The sequence below is a fragment of the Lentzea sp. NPDC051208 genome (assembly GCF_040682435.1).
GTDB lineage: Bacteria > Actinomycetota > Actinomycetes > Mycobacteriales > Pseudonocardiaceae > Lentzea > Lentzea kristufekii.
On the sequence record NZ_JBFBAW010000010.1, the window covers coordinates 19,689 to 36,832 of the forward strand.

Sequence of the window (17,144 nt, forward strand, 5' to 3'; positions counted from 1 at the left end):
GAATCGACTGCCGCGGATTCGCCTCCGCGGCAGTCGATTCACATCCTGGAACAGTCTGATCAGGACGGTCGCCTCATCCGGCCGGCTCGCCCGACGGCGCGGGGAGCTGGGCGCCGAGCGGGACCGGGGTGCCGAAGTTCGGCGTGCCGTCGGCGTTCCAGGTGAACTTCTGCGCGCGGGCGGAGCGCTCCATGCCGCAGCCGGCCGAGGCGCTCGTGTTGCCGTGGTAGACGATCCAGTCCTCGGTGCCGTCGGGGGACTTGAAGAACCCGTTGTGGCCGGGGCCGAACACCCCGTGCTCGTCGTTGCGCTGGAACACCGGGTTGGGCGACTTCGTCCAGTGCGCGCGGTTGAGCGGGTCGGACCCGGTGAGGGTGAGCAGGCCGAGCTTGTAGTCGGGACCCCAGCACGCGCTGGCCGAGTACACGATCATGGTGCGGCCGTTGCGGTACAGCGGTTCCGCGCCCTCGTTGACCGGCGCGGTCTGCCGTTCCCACGCCAGGGTGGGCTGCGAGATGGTGCGCCGCGCGCCGCTGATGGTGTACGGGGTGGACAGCGGGGTGATGGTCAGGCTCTGGGTGCCGTCCATCGCGCTGCCCATCAGGTACAGCTTCCCGTTGTGCTGCAGGATGCTCGGGTCGAGTTCCCAGGTGCTGCCCAGGTCCGCCTTGAACGTGTACGGGCCCATCGGGTCGGTGCCCGCGCTCTCCAGCACGTGCAGGCGCTGGGTGGGGTTGTAGTCGGGCACGTTCTGCCCGGCCACGTAGTACAGGTACCACCGGCCGTTCAGCAGGTGGAACTCCGGCGCCCACATGTTGCAGCACCCGTTGGGGCGTCCGGACAGGGAGAACACCACGGTGTCCGCCGCGCTCGACAGGCCGGCCAGCGTGCGGGAGCGGCGCATGGTGATCGTGGAGTTCCACGTCGTGGTGGCCAGGTAGTAGTAGCCGTTGTGGAACTGCAGCCACGGGTCGGGCCCACTGGCCTTGATCGGGTTGGTGACGTTGCCGGGTGCGCCGATCTTCACCAGCTGCCACTGCTGGTTCGTGCCACCGGTGTCGGGCCACTGGATCACCTGCGCGCCGTTGGCGGCGGAGAAGTCGAGGACGTCGACGGCCTTGCCGCTGGCACGGTTGACCAGCCGGACGTGCCCGTCGGGCGAGTCGGCCAGCCGGAACTGCTGGCCGGTGCGGCCGGCGTCCGTCGTCTGCACGAGCCCGGCGCGGTCCGCGGTCGACGGGAAGTCCAGGACCTTGCCGCTGTGCCGGGACTTCACCCGGTAGTAGCCGCCGCCGGAGTCGACGAACTGCCACAGCTGCCAGGCACCGTCGTTGCGCGCGTACTGCGCGATCCGGGCGCCGTCGGCGGTGGCCCTCTCGTAGACGTCCAACGCCTTGCCGCTGTTGCGGTTGACCAGCGCGTACGACGCGCTGGTGTCCACGACCGCGGCGGACGCCACCGTCGGCACGGCGGCGGTGATGCCGCCCAGCAGGGTGACCGTGGCGGCCAGGACGGTGGTGGTGCGCCATCGGCTGGTGATCGAGGTCAAGGTGTTCTCCCTAGTGGTGTGGCCCGGAACGTTGCCGGGGGAATTCGCGGTCAGACGGGTGCATCGTGGTGCCGCCCCCACGTCCTCGTACTGGATGTACGGGGGCGTGGGGGCGGTGCCGCGAGGTGCCCTGCTGGGCGTGGATTACCTCGCCGACGTTCCGGGTCGCGCCGCTAGCGCAGGAACGGCCAACCGGCCGAGTCGTAGGCCAGCAGGTTGATGCCGAGCCGCGACGCGCCGCTGTCGGTGTAGTAGTGGTAGACGAGGAGGTCTCCGTCGACGTCGGCGAGGACGTCCTGGTGGCCAGGCCCGTGCACGCTGCCCTGGCCCGCCAGGACCTCCGTGCCGCCGCCGGACGTCATCGCGGTGCCGTCGCGGGCGACGTACGGGCCGGTGACGCTGGTGGAGCGGCCGGCCATCACCCGGTACGTGCTGGACGCGCCGCGGCAGCAGTAGTCGAACGAGACGAAGAGGTAGTAGTAGGCCCCGCGTTTGACGATGTTCGGCGCCTCGATCGCCCCGCCGTTCCTGCCCGCGACGGAGCGGATCACCGAGTCGGACCGCAGGCCGGTGGCGGGGTTGAGCGCGATCATCTTGATGCCCGACCAGAACGAGCCGAAGCTCAGCCACCAGCGGCCCTGGTCGTCCACCACCAGGTCCGGGTCGATGGCGTTGAAGTTGTCCGACGTCCGCGACTCGACGACCAGCCCTCGGTTGGTCCAGGTGCCGGACGCTCCGCTGGGACTGGTGGCGAGGAAGATCGCCGACCGGTTCGAGCCGAACGTCGAAGCCGAGTAGTACAACCAGTAGCGTCCGTCGCGATAGGACAGATCCGGCGCCCAGAGGTTGCGGTCGCCGTTGGTGTAGGACGAAGCCCACGGCGTGCCGCCGGGGAACACCGAACCCGCGTTGCGGAACGCGATCCGGTCGGTCGAGGCCTTGAGCGCTATGTCCCTGCCGGTGTGCGCCACCAGGTAGCTCCCGTCGGGGCGTTTCACCGCGCTCGGGTCGTGCACGCCGACGTCCCCGGTGACCAGGCCCGGCAGGGGATAGGCCGACGCGTGCGGTGCCGTCGCGACGGTGGTGGTCAGGACCACCGCCGCCACCAGGATCGTTTTGACCAGTGCGTACTTCCTCGAAGCGGCCATGAGACACCTCGATCTCTTGGACGGAGTTGTCGCGGCGGCGGTGGAAGACCGTGTCACTCCAGGACGAACGTCGCGTCCGCCCGGCCTTGCGCGTCGGTGACCGCCTGCAGGTAGAGCAGTCCCGCGCTGACGCGGATGTGGCGGCCGGGGAAGTTCACCGACTCGAACGACACCGCCGAGGCGGCCGCGAGGCCCGCCCGTTGCGTGAAGCTGGCGTCGTTGCGGAACAGGGTGCTGCCGTCGCTCCGCTCGACCCACAGCTCGTTGTTGCGGTGCCGCAGGTAGTAGCCGGGGAAGTTGGTCGACTCCAGCGACACCGAGCCGGAGCCGGCCAGCCCCGTGACGGGCTTGAACTGGGAGTCGGCCAACGGCGCCACGTTCGCTTCCAGGCGCGCGCGGTACTCCCAGTGCCGCACGAAGCGGTCGGTGGCGGCGTAGGACCTGAGCCTGACCGGCGTGGCGCCGTCGGCGACCGGGATGCCGAAGTCCGGTGAGCCGTCGGCCTTGTAGTAGACCTTCTGCACGCGGGTGCGGCGGTTCGGGTCGTTGAGCGGGTCGCCGCTGATGTCGCGGTAGTTGCGGTCGTGGTAGACCATGACGTCGCTGGCGCCGTCCTCGGACACCGTGAACGAGTTGTGGCCGGGCCCGTACTGACCGGTCGCGTCGTTGCTGGTGAACACCGGGTTGGCGCTCTTGGTCCACGCCGCCGGGTCGAGCAGGTTCGCCGACGCCGACGCGGTCAGCAGGCCGAGGCAGTAGTTCGCGTCGGTGGCGCTGGCCGAGTAGGTCAGGAAGACCTTTCCGTTGCGCTGCAACACCGCCGGTCCCTCGGCCACCTTGAACCCGCGGGTCTCCCACGCGAGCGTCGGCACCACCAGCCGGGTCACCGTGCCGGTGATCGTCCACGGGTTCGCGCCCATGCGGGCGAGGTAGACGTTGGAGTTCGTGGCGATTCCCGGTTCCTGCTGCGCCCAGGTCAGGTAGCGCACGCCGTTGTGCACGAACGTGGACGCGTCCAGGGCGAAGGTGTCCCACGGGGTCGTGATGCGGCCGCGCTCGGTCCACGCTCCGGTCAGCGGGTTGGCACTCGAAGTCTCCAGCACGTACATCCGGATGCGCCAGACGTCGTCACTGCGGCCCGCCGCGAAGTAGACGTACCACTTCCCGTTGATGAAGTGGATCTCCGGTGCCCAGATGTGGGCGGCCATCTCGCCGCTGGAGTGCTTGCGCCAGATCACGGTCTCCGGCGCGGAGGCCAGTCCCTGGATGGTGGTCGCGCGGCGCAGGACGATCCGGTCGTACTCCGGGACGGTCGCGGTGAAGTAGTAGAAGCCGTCGGTGTGCTTGAAGACGTGCGGGTCGGCACGCCGTTCCGCGATCGGGTTGGTGTACCGCACCGCGGGCGCCGCACCCGCCTGCGGCACGGGCATTCCGGCCACGCAGGTCACGGCGGCCAGCACCAGCACGGCCAAGCGGAGGAGAACGGTCTTCATCGTCTGTCCTTTCAGGCCAGTGGTGCGGCGACGGTGAAGGAGGCGTCACCGGCGAACGCGGAGCCGGAGGTGCGCCAGTCGACGCGCAGCTCGTAGTTCAAATGGCGCAGGTACCGGCCGGGGTGGGAGTAGGACTCGAACGACGTGCTTCCTCCGCCCGCGAGACCGGCCCGGCCGCAGAACGTGGCGTCACGGGCGAACACCGCGTCACCGCTGTTGGTGTCCAGCCGGACGCGGAAGTCGTAGTGCCGCAGGTAGCGGTCGGGGAAGTTCACCGAGCGCAACGAGTAGCAGCCCGCGTTCGCCAGGCCTGGCACGACGGTGAACGTCGCGTCCCGGCGCGCAGACAGGGCGCTGGACGAGCTCACCGGCTCGACGAAGCCGAGGTTGTCGCGGTGGCGGACGTACCGGTCCGGGAGGTTGGCCGAGCGCAACGACCGGGCGCCCGTGGCCACCGCCGTGCCGTCGCCGGAGTCCTCCCGCAGCACGGTGAAGTGCCGCGCGGTGCCGGACAGCCCGGCCAGCTCGGCCTTGGCGCCGAAGCTGGTGAGATCCGTGCTGTCGGCGTAGAAGTACCGCCGCTGGCCGTACTGGTCGAAGTAGATCCGCCACCGGCCGTCGGGCAGCCGCACGAGCGCGGGCCCTTCGAGCCCGGAGCCCCAGCCCGCCCAGTTGCCCGTGCCGACGAAGGTCCACGGCCCGTTGAGCGAGGTGGCGGTGGCGTGCTCGATGTACTTCGTGGTCTCGTTCTTGAGGAAGTTGTGGTACGTCCCGCCGATCTTGACCAGGAAGCTGTCGATGAAGTTCGCCGGGATGCCGAGCGCCACCGGGCTGCTCCACGCCGAGAGGTCAGCGTTGGTCGCGGTGATCCGGTACGGCCGGAACTGTCCCGCCGTTCCGGTCGTGGACGCGGAGAAGACCACGTGCACGCTGCCGTCGGAGTCCTTGAACCACTCCGGCGCCCACGTGCTGCCGGTGGCCCCGTTGAGTCCTACCCGGACGTTGCGCAGGAACGTCCAGGACACGTAGTCCGCGCTGCGGGCGAAGCCGATGGTGTCGCCCGTCCAGTTCGTCGTGTAGACGAGGTAGTAGTAGCCATCGGTGTGCCGCAGGACGCTGGGATCGCGGATCAGTCCCGACGGTGGCGTGTAGGCGTTGGCCCGGACCTGGGTGAAGCTGGTGGCGTTCGCCGAGTCGTAGACGTACATGTTCGACTCGCTGCTGTTCGTGAACGCGGTCATCAGGTAGTGCGGCACGGGGCCGGCGGCCGATGCCACCGGACCGGGGGCGACGACAGCCGCTCCGGCGGCGAACGCGGCCGTGACCGCGATCAGCACACGCCTCCGGAACGAGCGGACGGCACGCGGCAGGGGGAAACGCATGGACCGGCTCCTAGCGCCATTGAGAGGAGGCTCGGACAGTGAGCGCTAACACTATGTGGCAAGGCTGCCGGTCCTGGCAATGCTCTGTGCTGGGTCAACTCGGAAGTTAGCGATAACAACCAGGTCCGGCGGGTGTCGTCGAATTCTCGTCGCCCGCCGTTCGACGAGAATTCGACGATCCACCGCTACTCGACACCGTCGGGCCACGGCAGGCCCGCCATCTGCTCGACCACGGCCAGGACCTACGGCGTGGCGTTCACGATCTCGTCGCTCATCCGGTGCCACTGCTCGCGAGCAACTCGCGGTAGCGGGCGACGTGGTGCTCGGCCGGGGCAGGCGACACCGCCGGCTCCGGGAGTTCGTCGGGATCGTCGGTGCTGATCGTCACGCCCTGGGCCCGGCACAGCGCGACCAGGCCGGCATAGCCTTCGTCGGCCCACTGCCCGTACTCGTCGCTCAGGGCCTCGCTGAGGGTGGTGCCCCGCAGGAGCTGGAACTGGCCCTCGTTGTCGAGACCCACGACCGGTGCCGAGGCGAGCGGGAGGTCGTCCGGACCGCGCCAGTAACCGAACGCCCGGCCCTCGTCCTCGTCCTCGGCGACCCAGGTGATCAGCGCCGCCGTCTCCTCGATCGCCCTGACGTTGGCGACGATGTCGGGGTTCGCCAGGTCCGCGGCGGTCAGGTAACCGGTGTCCAGCGCCGCCGGCAGCTCGTCGTCGGCGAGCAGGCGCAGGCCGTCCGACCAGGGGTTCGACGCACCCGCGTCCTGCAGGCTGCGCCACACGGCGAGGTCTTCGGGAATCATCGGCATGCCTCTCCTGGTGGGTGTGGATCTTCGGTGGCGTTCGACCGTCACAGTCCTGACGTCTCCAGCGGCAGGAAGACCTGGAACCTCGTGTCACCCGGTGCGGACTCCACGCGGATGGTGCCGTGGTGCTTGTTGACCACGATCCGCCACGAGATCTCCAGGCCGAGTCCGGTGCCCTGGCCGACCGGCTTGGTCGTGAAGAACGGTTCGAAGATCCGGCTCTTGACCTCCGCAGGGATGCCGGGGCCGGTGTCGCCGATCTCCACGACGAGGTGCTCGTCCTGCCAGAAGGTCCGCACCGTCAGCGTTCCCGGCCCGCCCATCGCGCTCAGCGCGTTGTCGATCATGTTCGTCCACACCTGGTTGAGCTCTCCGGCGTACGCGGAGATGCGGGGGAGCGTCCGGTCGTAGTCCTTGACCACCTGCACGCCCGTGAGCTTCCCGCCGAACATGACCAGGGTGGAGTCGAGCAACTCGTGCACGTCGACCACCTGGAACGGCGCCCGGTCCATCTGCGAGTACTGCTTGGCTGCACCGACCAAAGTGGACACTCGGATGGTGGCGTCCTCGATCTCGTTCATCAGCATCTCGGTCTCGACCGTGTACCTGAGCCAGTGCACGGTGGATCCGGTGACAGCGGCAGGGCAGGAGGCGAGCGATTCCTCCAGCCACTCGACGTCCAGCCCGGCCGCGACCAGGACGGGCGCGACGTCCCAGCCGCCGCCGATGCCCTGGTCGTCGAGCCAGTCGGCGACGACGTCCTCGGCGTCGCTGGCCTCCAGCGGGCTGAGCTTCGGTGCCTTGGCGACTCGTTCGACCGCCTTCTCCTGGAGCTTGACCAGGGCCGGCAGCACGGCCGGGTCGATCGCCCCCTGTGCGAGAAGGGCGAGTTTGTGCCGCATTCCCGCGACCCGCTCGCGCAGCGCCGCGGTCGCCCGCACGGCGGCCGCGGCCGGGTTGTTGAGCTCGTGCGTGAGGCCCGCGGACAGTGCGCCGAGCGCGGTGAGCCGCTCGTGCTGGCCGACCGTCGCCTGGGTGTTGCGCATGCCCCAGAACAGGCCCTCCAGCAGGTGCATCGCCATCGGGAACCACGCGCGGACCATCGGCCCGAACTCGTCGGCGTCGAACTGCAGCATCGACGTGGCGGTGATCGACTCGACGGTCATCTGGTAGGTCGGCTGGTCGAGCTCCAGGTAGGCCTGGGTGGCACCGAAGTACGAGCCGCGCAGGCTGCTGCGGCTCACCTCGACGCGCTGGCCGCCGATGTTGCGGCACAGGGCGACCGTTCCTCCGAGCAGCACGAAGAAGCACGTCGCCGGCTCGCCCTCGGTGAGCACGGCCGTGCCCGCGCCGCGGGTCTCGACGTGGCCGTGTGCGGCCAGCCAGTCGAGCTGTTCCTGGTCGAGCTTCTCGAACAGGAACAGCTCGCGCAGTTCATCCGCGGTCAGCCTCTCCATCACGACCTCTCCAGGTAGCGGTGGACCAAGGTGACCGCCATGGCACCCTCACCGACCGCGGACGCGACGCGCTTCACCGACTCCGCCCGGACGTCGCCCGCGACGAACACACCGGGCATGTTGGTCTCCAGGTGGTACGGCGCCCGCTCCAGGTCCCACCCGGGAGGTGAGCCGCCGAGGTCGGGTCCGGCGAGCAGGAAGCCGCGCTCGTCCCTTTCCAGCGTGCCGTCCAGCCAGTCGGTGCGCGGGGCGGCGCCGATGAACGCGAACAACCGGCTCGCCTCGACGGTCGTCGTCTCGCCGGTCTTGTTGTGCAGCAACGTGAGCGTCTCGAGGTGGTCCTCACCGGTACCGCCGCGGACCTCGGTCTGCGTGCGCACCTCCACGTTCGGGATCGCCGAGAGCTGGTCGATCAGGTACCGCGACATCGACTGCTCCAGCGAGTCACCCCGCACCAGGATCACCACCTTGCGCGCGTGCCCGGAGAAGTAGACGGCCGCCTGCCCCGCGGAGTTCGCGCCACCGACCACGTAGACGTCCTGACCGGCGCAGTTCGGGCCTTCGGTGGTCGAGGCGCCGTAGTACACGCCGCGCCCGGTCAGCTCGCCGAGTCCGGGCGCGTCGAGCAACCGGTACGAGACGCCGGTGGCGAGGATGACGGTGTGCGCGGCGAGTTCGGTGCCGTCGCCGAACCGCACGACGCGCGCGGCTCCGCGGCGTTCCAGAGCGACGACGTCGCGCGTGGTGAGCAGCTCGACCCCGAACTTGACCGCCTGTCTGCGGGCCTGTTCGGTCAGCTGGCCGCCGGACACGCCGTCGGGGAAGCCCAGGTAGTTCTCGATGCGGCTGCTCGTGCCGGCCTGGCCGCCCGTCGCGATCCGTTCGACCAGGACGGTCCGCAGCCCCTCCGACCCCCCGTACACCGCGGCGCCGAGCCCCGCGGGTCCGCCGCCCACGACGATCAGGTCGTAGAACTCGGCCGACGGCTCCGTGCTCAGGCCCACCTCGGCGGCGAGCTCCGCGTCGGAGGGGTCGACCAGGGCCTTGCCCTGCGCCGTGACCACGACCGGCAGAGTCGTCCCGTCCTGGTGCGCCGCGGTGAGCAGGCAGCGTGCCTCCGGCTCGTCGAGCGCGTGCCAGCGGAACGGAACGTTGTTGCGTGCCAGGAAGTCACGCACCTCGTAGGACCGCGGCGACCAGCGGTGCCCGATCACCCGCACCCGCTGTGCCGGCTGCCGGTCGCTCACGGCCCAGGCCCGCAGCTGCTCGTCGAGCACCGGGTAGAGGTTCTGCTCCGGCGGGTCCCACGGCTTGAGCAGGTAGTGGTCGAGGTCCACGACGTTGATCGCCTGGATCGCGGCGTCGGTGTCGGCGTACGCGGTGAGCAGCACCCGGCGCGCCTGGGGGAACACGTCCATGGCCTGCTCGAGGAACTCGATGCCGTTCATCTGCGGCATCCGGTGGTCGGCGAGCAACGCCGCGACCTCCTCGCCGCGCAGCTTGATCTCGTGCAGCGCCTCGAGAGCCTGGGCCCCGGACTCCGCCCGCACGACGCGGTACTGCTCGCCGTACTTCCGGCGCAGGTCGCGCGCCACCGCCCGCGACACGGCGGGGTCGTCGTCCACCGTGAGGATCGAAGGCCGCGCGACGCGACCGGCAGTCGTCATGCGCCCAGTCAAACACCCGGACTCGCCAGCGTCTGCGATCGAGGTACCGTCGGGCCGTGACCACTACCTGCGCGCACGTCGCCGAGCTGGGGCCCGAGCCCACCCCCACGACGCCGGAGGGGTGTGAGGACTGCCTGGCCGACGGCGGCCGGTGGGTGCACCTGCGCCTGTGCCTCGGTTGCGGCAAGGTCGCCTGCTGCGACTCGTCGCCCGCCAAGCACGCCTCGAAGCACTTCGCCGACGAAACGCACCCGATCATGCGCTCGTTCGAGCCGGGGGAGACCTGGCGCTGGTGCTTCGTGGACAACACCGTCGTGTGACCTTCGACGCGGGAAGGTGGGTGTGACGCACCCTGCCTGACATCCTCGCGCGGTCCTAGCGTCGAGATCATGGACGATGAACAGCTGATCGCGGATCTGCACGGCCGGTGGGTGTTCGGCTGGGACCGTCGCGAAGGAGACGCGCCTTTCGACTTCCGGCGCGCCTTCGGCGAGTTCTACGACTTCGGCTCACCGGACGTTCGCCTCTACGACGACTTCGACCCCGAACACCGGGTGGCGACGACCGCCGCCGGCTACGGCTCGATCTGGGAGCCCGCCTTCCGGGAGATGGTGTCCGCGCACCACGCGGTCGACGACGGACCGCACGTCGTCGCGGGTGGCGACCTGGCCGCGTCCACCCTGAGGTTCGTGGCCCGGATCGTCACATCCGGCGGTGTGACGGACATCCGGACCACGACCTCGCTCGTGTGGCGCCGGACGCCGGACGGGTGGCGAATCGTCCGTGAGCACAACTCCACCGAGGTCCTGGCGCCGGGGGAGCTCGACGGCCGTTTCGGCGAAGCCGGCGCTGGACCGCCTCACGTCACTCAGCCGGGCACTTCGTCCAAGTAGGCCTGCGCCTGCAGCGTGAACAGCTCGGCATACCCGGCTTTGGCCGCCATCAGGTCCTCGTGCGTCCCGTACTCGGCGACCCTGCCGTGCTCGAGCAGCAAGATCCGCTCCGCCTGCCGCACGGTCGAGAACCGGTGCGAGATGTACAGCGTCGTCCGGCCCTCCGACAGCTCCCGCAGTCGCGCGAACAGGTCGTGCTCGGCCCGCGCGTCCAGCGCCGACGTCGGCTCGTCGAGCACCAGGATCGGCGCCTCCCGCTGGAAAGCCCTGGCCAGCGCGATCTTCTGCCACTCGCCGCCGGACAGGCTGACGCCCTGGTCGAACCAGCGGCCGAGCGGGGTGTCGTAGGCCTGGGGCAGCCGTTCGATCCGCTCGTCCGCGCCGGCGCGGCGGGCCGAGTCCTCGATGTGCGGCCGGTCTTCGAGCCGCGTCAGGTCGCCGAGGCCGATGTTCTCCGCGGCCGTTCCCTGGTACGTCACGTAGTCCTGGAACATCGCGCTGATCCGCGTGCGCAGCTCCACGGGGTCGTACTCGCGGATGTCGACGCCGTCGAGCAGGATGCGGCCGCCGGTCGGGTCGTAGAGACGGCAGAGCAGCTTGAACAACGTCGACTTGCCCGCGCCGTTGCGGCCCACCACCGCCACCGTCTCGCCGGGCCGGATCTCGAAGCTGACGTCGTCCAGCGCCGGCTCCTCGGCTCCCGGATAGCTGAAGGTCACCGACTCGAACTCGATGTGACCCTCCACTGTGGACGGCATCGGCCGTGGTGATGCCGGTGCCGTGATCTCCGGCTTGGTGTCGAGGAACCGGTACAGCGTGTCGAGGTAGAGGTTGTTCTCGTACATCCCCGAGAACGCCGTGAACAGCCCGGTGACCGACGTCTGCACGGACGCCGCGGCGGCCGTGTACAGCGCCAGGTCTCCCAGCGTGAGCCGTCCGCCGACCGCTTCCAGCGCGATGTACAACGTGATCGCCGAACCCGAGAGCGTGCTCAACAGCCCCCAGGACGTCGAGCTGATGTTGCGGTTGATCGTCAGCTTCCGCTGCCGCTCGTAGGAGACCGTGCCGAGCCGGCGGAACCGGTCGACGAAGTACGGGCCGAGCCCGAACAGCTTCGTCTCCTTGGCGTAGGTGTCCGTCGTGACCAAAGAGGACAGGTAGTCCATCCGCCGCTTGATCGGCGACATCATGAAGGTCAGCCAGAACGCGCGCGAGCCGTACCTCGACTGCGAGATGAACGCCGGGATCGGCGCCACCAGCGCGACCAGGGCCAGCAGCGGGCTGATCGAGACGAGCAGCGCGATCATGCTGGTGAACGTGATCAGCGTCCGCAGGAGCCCCAGCGCGGAGTTCATCATCGACAGCGGCCGCGTCGGCGCCTCCTGCGCGGCCTGACGCATCATGTCGTACGACGTCGAGCCCTCGAAGTACGCGAGGTGCAGGTCGCTGGCGTGCGCCATCACCTGGTGGCGGATGGTCAGCGTCATGCGTTCCTGCAGCAGCGACTGCGCGATCGACGTCAGCGCGCTGCTGATCGCGGACGCGGCGAGCACGCCGAACTGGAACACCGCGACCTTCGCTATGTCACCCGTGGTGCCGGTGTGCTGGATCGCCGCGACGACGGAGTCCAGCAGCAGCTTCGCGATGTACGCGGTCACGGTCGGCAGCAGTCCGGACAGGACCGTGATCAGCACCAGCAGGACGGTCAGGACCGGGCTGGCCTGCCACGTCAGCCTCGCGACCTTCGGCAGGCCGCGGACGGTGCCCGCCACGGACGTCTTCGCGCGCTTCAGCCGGGAGCGCAGATCCTTCGGTCCGTCCTCCTGCTTCGGTTCGGGGATGTCGACCGGTCCGGTGAGCCCGCTGTCCGGCACCGTCGTGGCGCGCCGCCGGCGGCCGCGCCGGGCCAGCACGAACTCCATGCCGCCCCCGCCGCCCGGCATCATCCAGCCTCCACGGCGCCGTGGAGGAAGAAGTCGACCATCTGGCGCGTGGTGGGCGCACCGACGTCCGGCGCCAGCCGGCGGCCGCCGAACAACAGGGTCAGGAAGAGGGCGGCGAGCTGCTCGGGCGGCAGCCTCAGCCGATCCTTCTCCGGCGTGAACAGCTCGACCATCGCCCCTCGGATGGCGGCCATCGACTCGCGGCGCCCGCCCTTCCAGGAGCGACTACGGCCCTCGGGGCGCTGGTCGCGGTGCTTGACCCGGCCGGACGCGTGCAGGGCGCCCATCAGCGCGCCCATCCGTTCCAGGTGCGCACCGAGCGCTTCGGCGGCTTCGGCGAGCCGGTCTTCCAACGGCTGGTCGACAGGGATCTCGGCGATCGCGTCGAGCACGTGATCGGGCTTCAGCGCCTCGGCCGTGCAGGCGTCGAAGAGTTCGTCCTTGTCCTTGAACGCGCGGAAGACGGTGCCCTCGCCGATGCCGGCGGCGCGGGCGATCTGGCTGCTCGTCACGTTCGCGCCGTGCTCCACCAGGAGCGGCAGCACCGCGTGCACGATCATGGCGCGCCGGTCCTCGGCGCTCATGCTCGGCGCTCTGCGCCGGGTCTCGGGTGCTGGTGTCATGCACCCATACTGCGGAGTGAGTGCTCACTCCGTCAAATGGAATGACGTGTCGCACGCGACTTCGTCGGTGAAGGCCCTCCCTCTTTTGTGATCCGGAATTTCGTGCCCTCTTCGGCATGCCAATAGCGTCCGAATCATGGGATGGAGCTTTCATGCGGCCGAAGAACTCGTTTCCGCGATGCGCGCCGGCGCGGTGACATCAGTGGAACTGACCGAGGAAGCGATCGCCCGCATCGAGCGCGACGACGAGGTGGTCAACGCGATCTGCGTGCCGGACTTCGACCGGGCGCGGGCCACCGCACACCGCGCCGACCAGGCACGCGCGCGTGGCGAGGACCGGCCGCTGCTCGGCGTTCCGGTGACGGTCAAGGAGTCGTACGACATCGCCGGGCTGCCCACGACCTGGGGCATGCCGCGACACCGGGACTTCGTGCCGGCCGAGGACGCGGTGCAGGTGTCACGAATCAAGGCCGCGGGGGCGGTGGTGCTGGGCAAGACCAACGTGCCGTTGGGACTGCAGGACATCCAGAGCTTCAACGAGATCTACGGCACCACTACGAACCCGTGGGACCACGGCCGGACGCCGGGCGGATCCTCCGGTGGGTCGGCCGCGGCCCTGGCGTGCGGGTTCGGCGCGCTGTCCATCGGCTCCGACATCGCCGGCTCGCTGCGCACCCCCGCGCACTTCTGCGGCGTCTACGCGCACAAGCCGACGCTCGGACTGGCGGCCAGCCGCGGCATGGTCGCGCCGAACGAGCCGGCGTTGCCGGTCGACCTGGACCTCGCCGTGGTCGGGCCGATGGCGCGCACCGCCCGCGACCTCACGCTCCTGCTCGACGTCATGGCCGGACCGGACCCGCTGACGCACGGCAAGGCGTACGACCTGACTCCGCCGCCCTCCCGCCACGAGCGGCTCCGCGACTTCCGGGTCCTGGTGCTCGACGAGCATCCGCTCATCCCGACCGGGTCCGCTGTGCGGGCAGCCGTGAACCGAGTGGCCGCCGCGCTCGTCGAGGGCGGCGCCCAGGTCGACCGGCACAGTCCGCTGCTGCCCGATCTGACCGAAGCCGCGACGCTCTACATGCGGTTGCTGGTCGCGGGCTCCGTCGTACGCTTTCCCATCGGATCGCACGACCGGCTGCGAACCAGCGCGGACGACCAGAGTCTTGACGCCGTGCGGCTGCGTGCCATGGAGTGCAGCCACCACGACTGGCTCGAGGCGAACAGCCGCCGCGAGGTCCACCGCCACGGCTGGCGGCAGCTGTTCACCGAGTTCGACGTCGTGGTCTGCCCGATCACGCCGACGCCCGCGTTCCCGCACGACCGCAGCCCCAACCCGCTGGAGCGGCGCGTCGACGTCGACGGCGTCGAGCACCCGTACTTCGACCAGCTCGTCTGGGCGGGCCTGGCCACCATGCCCGGCCTGCCCGCCACCGCCGTCCCCGCGGGCAGGTCCCCGGAGGGCCTGCCGGTCGGGGTGCAGCTCATCGGCCCGATGTTCGAGGACCGCACTCCGCTGCGGCTGGCCGAACTGCTCGAGCAGGTGACCGGCGGTTTTCAGGCACCGGAGCAGGGCCTCAAGCACGCGTCCCGGTGACACAGGTCGTGCCGTTCAGGGTGAACGAGGACGGGGGAGCCGTGTTCCCGCTGTGGGCCGCCAGGAAGCCGATGTCGACGGACCCGCCGGGCGGGATCGCCGCGTTGTGGCGGCCGTTGCGGGCGGTGACCTGGCCGGAGGACGGCGAGTAGGTGGCGTTCCAGCCGAAGCTGATGCTCTGCCCGTCGGCCAGGGTGAAGGCGAGGGACCAGCCGTTGATCGCCGCGGTACCGGTGTTCGTGATGGAGAGACCGGCGGTCAGCCCGTTGTTCCAGGCGTTGACGGTGACCTTGACGCCGCACGTGCCCGGCGTCGGGTCACCGCCGCCGGTGATGCCGAAGAACTCGAGGGCCGCGGCGGCCATGCCCGCGGACGGCAGGCTGTGCCCGGCGCCCTGGATGCTGTACGCCTCGACCTTGTCCGAGTAGCGGCTGCGGTTCCAGCCGGGGCGCGGGGTGTCGGTGGACGTCGGGGTCTGGCTCAGGCCGAACACGTTCGTCCACTGCTCGATCTGCTCCTGCAGCAACGAGTACGGCACGAGCGTGTCCGCGGTGCCGTGCCACAGCTGCATTCGCGGACGCGGGCCGGTGTAGCCGGGGTAGGCCTGCCGGACGAGGTCGCCCCACTCCTGCGGGGTGCGGTTCAGGCCGCCGCCCCCGGTGCACCTGCTGTTGGGGGGCGGGAAGTCGGCGGCGTCGGCGAAGCAGTGGAACGGCACGCCCATGAACGCCGCGCCCGCCTTGAAGACGTCCGGGTAGAGGGCGAGCATCTCGTTGGTCATCATGCCGCCGGAGGACGACCCGGTGGCGAAGACCCGGTCCCGGTCGCCGCCGTAGCGCTGCTGGACGTAGGTGACCATCGACACGATCGACACCGGATCGCTTCCGCCGCCGCGCCGCTTGGCCGCGTCGGACCACGTGTCGAAGCACTTGCCGAACCCGGCTTCCTGCTGGGCGCTCGGGTAGATGACGACGAACCCGTGCCGGTCGGCGAGGGAGCTGAACTCGCTGCTCGAGTGGAAGCCGGGTCCGGAGCCGCCGCAGCCGTGCATGGCGACGACGACCGCGGGCCTGGCCGGGCGGGTGTCCGGCACGTAGACGTGCATGCGCATGCCGCCGGGGTTGTCGCCGAAGCCGGTCACCTCCACCAGCGACGCGGCGGACGCCGGTGTCGCCGGCACGACGCCGGCGAGGGCGAGCACGGCGATGACGATGGCCATGAGGGGTTTCCTGCGCGTGATCACAACGACCTCCGGTAGGGCTGCCGATCCTCCCGGAGTGCGAAGCTATTCACTTTGGTGACGGTCGTCAAAGTTTCGACCAACAAAAGTGGTGAGGCGTTCGACGAACGAGTTGCGGGGCTCACCCGTCCTTCGCGGTCGTGACCACGCCGTTGTCGTGCGTGGTGACGCCCTTCGCGGCGTCGATGCCGGTGTCGATGCCGATCGACGCCAGCGTGATCCGCTGCGCCGCGCGGACGGTGGCGGCGAGGGAGGCCGGATCCCGGCTGATGCGGTCGCATCCCGCGCGCATGGCACCCGACAGCAGCTCCACGGTGAGCTGCACGTCGTCGACATCGCGGAATTCCCCACCGGCGATGCCGTCCCGCACGACCTTCTCCACCTCGACGACGAGCGCGGTGAACGGGTTGTCGTGCCCGTCCGGCAGGTCGGCGACCAACGGGCCGGCGCTCGGGAGGAACATCAGCCGCATCGCGTGGTTCGTCGACCCGGCCAGGATCACCTCGATGATCTCCCGCAGCCTCTCCGCCGCCGGCTGCCGGGACCGCGCGGCGATCGCGGACACCTGCTCGGCCAGCGGACGGCTCGCCCGGCGGGCGAGTTCGAGCACCAGCGTCTTCTTGTCGGCGGCGTAGTTGTAGAGAGTGTTGCGCGCGAGACCGGCCTCGGTCGCGATGTGGCCCATGGTGATCGAGTCGTAGTCGCGTTCGAGCAGCAGCCGCCGCACGGCCTCGGTGAGGTCGGCCCACACCATCTCGTGGTGTTCCTCGATGGTGGCGGCGCGGATCCGCGGCATCGTGCGGTTCTCCTCAGTTCACGGCGGTGGCGAGCTCGGGCTGGTTCTCCTGGTGGATCGCGGTCAGCTTGACACGGGTGAGGCGCCAGCCGTCCGGCGTGCGGACCGCCTCGTTGTCGTAGAAGCCGACGACCAGCCAGCGGTCGGCGGCCGGCAGCCAGTGTTCCGCGCGGACGTGGGCGTGGATCTTCGCGGTGTCACCGTCGATCTCGACGACGTGACCGGTGATGGCGTGGTGGGTCGCCGTGAACGGCGCGAAGGCGGCGCGGAGCACCTCGACGTAGTCCGCCAGCGGGATCGTCATCTCCGGCATGCCCGTCACGGACCCGAAGTCCAGCGTGAGCGCGTCGGTGAAGACCCGGCCGGGCAGGGTCGTGAACTCCTTCAAGTCCGCGATGTCGGCGTAGTGGCTGATCAGTTCGATCAGTTCGGCGCGATCGTCGAGCGTGGTCATGAGCCTTCTCCTCTAGTTTTGCGACAACCTGTCGATCACGACCAGCCTGCCGTCGTGCACCATCAGGTTGTACGCCGAGAGGTCGCCGTGCGTG

General features: G+C 69.8%; 16 protein-coding genes. 3 read left to right on the top strand and 13 right to left on the bottom strand.

What is annotated here, in order from left to right; all coding sequences use genetic code 11:
* Nucleotides 1–73: 73 nt before the first annotated feature.
* From AB0M48_RS24415 to AB0M48_RS24445, 7 genes are all read right to left on the bottom strand, one after another.
* Nucleotides 74–1,549 carry a family 43 glycosylhydrolase gene (locus AB0M48_RS24415; RefSeq protein ID WP_363846055.1) on the bottom strand — a complete coding sequence of 492 codons (1,476 nt, stop codon included), beginning with the start codon at nucleotides 1,547–1,549 and terminating at the stop codon, nucleotides 74–76.
* A 173-nt stretch (nucleotides 1,550–1,722) separates the two neighbouring features.
* Nucleotides 1,723–2,697, bottom strand: a complete 975-nt coding sequence (locus AB0M48_RS24420) for an arabinan endo-1,5-alpha-L-arabinosidase (protein WP_363846057.1) — start codon at nucleotides 2,695–2,697, stop codon at nucleotides 1,723–1,725.
* Nucleotides 2,698–2,750: 53 nt separating this feature from the next.
* Nucleotides 2,751–4,190, bottom strand: a complete 1,440-nt coding sequence (locus AB0M48_RS24425; protein WP_363846059.1) for a family 43 glycosylhydrolase — start codon at nucleotides 4,188–4,190, stop codon at nucleotides 2,751–2,753.
* Between the two features lie 11 nt (nucleotides 4,191–4,201).
* Nucleotides 4,202–5,572, bottom strand: coding sequence for a glycoside hydrolase family 43 protein (locus AB0M48_RS24430; RefSeq protein WP_363846061.1), 1,371 nt, complete (start codon nucleotides 5,570–5,572; stop codon nucleotides 4,202–4,204).
* 271 nt (nucleotides 5,573–5,843) lie between these two features.
* Nucleotides 5,844–6,383 (bottom strand): hypothetical protein, encoded by a 540-nt coding sequence (locus tag AB0M48_RS24435; protein WP_363846063.1) that lies wholly within the window; start codon nucleotides 6,381–6,383, stop codon nucleotides 5,844–5,846.
* 41 nt (nucleotides 6,384–6,424) lie between these two features.
* Entirely contained in the window at nucleotides 6,425–7,837 is a 1,413-nt protein-coding gene (locus AB0M48_RS24440) for an ATP-binding protein (RefSeq protein WP_363846065.1), read from the bottom strand.
* Nucleotides 7,837–9,504 (bottom strand): FAD-dependent oxidoreductase, encoded by a 1,668-nt coding sequence (locus AB0M48_RS24445; protein ID WP_363846067.1) that lies wholly within the window; start codon nucleotides 9,502–9,504, stop codon nucleotides 7,837–7,839. Before AB0M48_RS24445 ends, AB0M48_RS24440 begins: the two co-directional genes overlap by 1 nt.
* A gap of 56 nt (nucleotides 9,505–9,560) precedes the next feature.
* Between AB0M48_RS24445 and AB0M48_RS24450 the strand changes: the two genes are divergently transcribed.
* Both AB0M48_RS24450 and AB0M48_RS24455 read left to right on the top strand, forming a co-directional pair.
* Nucleotides 9,561–9,824 carry a UBP-type zinc finger domain-containing protein gene (locus AB0M48_RS24450; RefSeq protein WP_363846069.1) on the top strand — a complete coding sequence of 88 codons (264 nt, stop codon included), beginning with the start codon at nucleotides 9,561–9,563 and terminating at the stop codon, nucleotides 9,822–9,824.
* 69 nt (nucleotides 9,825–9,893) lie between these two features.
* Complete coding sequence (locus AB0M48_RS24455; protein ID WP_363846072.1) at nucleotides 9,894–10,397, top strand: nuclear transport factor 2 family protein; 504 nt, start codon at nucleotides 9,894–9,896, stop codon at nucleotides 10,395–10,397.
* Here AB0M48_RS24455 and AB0M48_RS24460 read toward each other — a convergent pair.
* Nucleotides 10,373–12,319: an ABC transporter ATP-binding protein gene (locus AB0M48_RS24460; protein WP_363846573.1), complete on the bottom strand. Its 1,947-nt coding sequence runs from the start codon at nucleotides 12,317–12,319 to the stop codon at nucleotides 10,373–10,375. The two genes, AB0M48_RS24455 and AB0M48_RS24460, sit on opposite strands and share 25 nt — an antisense overlap.
* A gap of 20 nt (nucleotides 12,320–12,339) precedes the next feature.
* Entirely contained in the window at nucleotides 12,340–12,924 is a 585-nt protein-coding gene (locus AB0M48_RS24465) for a helix-turn-helix domain-containing protein (RefSeq protein WP_363846575.1), read from the bottom strand.
* Nucleotides 12,925–13,099: 175 nt separating this feature from the next.
* Here AB0M48_RS24465 and AB0M48_RS24470 point away from each other — a divergent pair, with 175 nt between their 5' ends.
* The gene (locus tag AB0M48_RS24470) at nucleotides 13,100–14,560 is read left to right on the top strand and encodes an amidase (protein ID WP_363846074.1); all 1,461 of its coding nucleotides are present in this window, start codon (nucleotides 13,100–13,102) and stop codon (nucleotides 14,558–14,560) included.
* On the opposite strand, the gene AB0M48_RS24475 is transcribed toward AB0M48_RS24470, so the two are convergent.
* From AB0M48_RS24475 to AB0M48_RS24490, 4 genes are all read right to left on the bottom strand, one after another.
* Nucleotides 14,541–15,779, bottom strand: a complete 1,239-nt coding sequence (locus tag AB0M48_RS24475) for a PHB depolymerase family esterase (RefSeq protein ID WP_363846076.1) — start codon at nucleotides 15,777–15,779, stop codon at nucleotides 14,541–14,543. The genes AB0M48_RS24470 and AB0M48_RS24475 overlap by 20 nt on opposite strands.
* A 142-nt stretch (nucleotides 15,780–15,921) precedes the next feature.
* Complete coding sequence (locus AB0M48_RS24480) at nucleotides 15,922–16,596, bottom strand: TetR/AcrR family transcriptional regulator (protein ID WP_363846078.1); 675 nt, start codon at nucleotides 16,594–16,596, stop codon at nucleotides 15,922–15,924.
* Nucleotides 16,597–16,609: 13 nt separating this feature from the next.
* Nucleotides 16,610–17,050 (bottom strand): nuclear transport factor 2 family protein, encoded by a 441-nt coding sequence (locus AB0M48_RS24485; protein ID WP_363846080.1) that lies wholly within the window; start codon nucleotides 17,048–17,050, stop codon nucleotides 16,610–16,612.
* A gap of 12 nt (nucleotides 17,051–17,062) precedes the next feature.
* Nucleotides 17,063–17,144: RIO1 family regulatory kinase/ATPase (locus tag AB0M48_RS24490; protein ID WP_363846577.1), on the bottom strand; the 82-nt coding region annotated here is incomplete at its 5' end.

Excerpts from the sequence above, each read along its gene's own strand:
- AB0M48_RS24420 (WP_363846057.1), bottom strand. The coding sequence starts at position 2,697 with ATGGCCGCTTCGAGGAAGTACGCACTGGTCAAAACGATCCTGGTGGCG.
- AB0M48_RS24425 (WP_363846059.1), bottom strand. The coding sequence starts at position 4,190 with ATGAAGACCGTTCTCCTCCGCTTGGCCGTGCTGGTGCTGGCCGCCGTG.
- AB0M48_RS24430 (WP_363846061.1), bottom strand. The coding sequence starts at position 5,572 with ATGCGTTTCCCCCTGCCGCGTGCCGTCCGCTCGTTCCGGAGGCGTGTG.
- AB0M48_RS24435 (WP_363846063.1), bottom strand. The coding sequence starts at position 6,383 with ATGCCGATGATTCCCGAAGACCTCGCCGTGTGGCGCAGCCTGCAGGAC.
- AB0M48_RS24440 (WP_363846065.1), bottom strand. The coding sequence starts at position 7,837 with ATGGAGAGGCTGACCGCGGATGAACTGCGCGAGCTGTTCCTGTTCGAG.
- AB0M48_RS24445 (WP_363846067.1), bottom strand. The coding sequence starts at position 9,504 with ATGACGACTGCCGGTCGCGTCGCGCGGCCTTCGATCCTCACGGTGGAC.
- AB0M48_RS24455 (WP_363846072.1), top strand. The coding sequence starts at position 9,894 with ATGGACGATGAACAGCTGATCGCGGATCTGCACGGCCGGTGGGTGTTC.
- AB0M48_RS24460 (WP_363846573.1), bottom strand. The coding sequence starts at position 12,319 with ATGGAGTTCGTGCTGGCCCGGCGCGGCCGCCGGCGGCGCGCCACGACG.
- AB0M48_RS24465 (WP_363846575.1), bottom strand. The coding sequence starts at position 12,924 with ATGAGCGCCGAGGACCGGCGCGCCATGATCGTGCACGCGGTGCTGCCG.
- AB0M48_RS24470 (WP_363846074.1), top strand. The coding sequence starts at position 13,100 with ATGGGATGGAGCTTTCATGCGGCCGAAGAACTCGTTTCCGCGATGCGC.
- AB0M48_RS24475 (WP_363846076.1), bottom strand. The coding sequence starts at position 15,779 with ATGGCCATCGTCATCGCCGTGCTCGCCCTCGCCGGCGTCGTGCCGGCG.
- AB0M48_RS24480 (WP_363846078.1), bottom strand. The coding sequence starts at position 16,596 with ATGCCGCGGATCCGCGCCGCCACCATCGAGGAACACCACGAGATGGTG.
- AB0M48_RS24485 (WP_363846080.1), bottom strand. The coding sequence starts at position 17,050 with ATGACCACGCTCGACGATCGCGCCGAACTGATCGAACTGATCAGCCAC.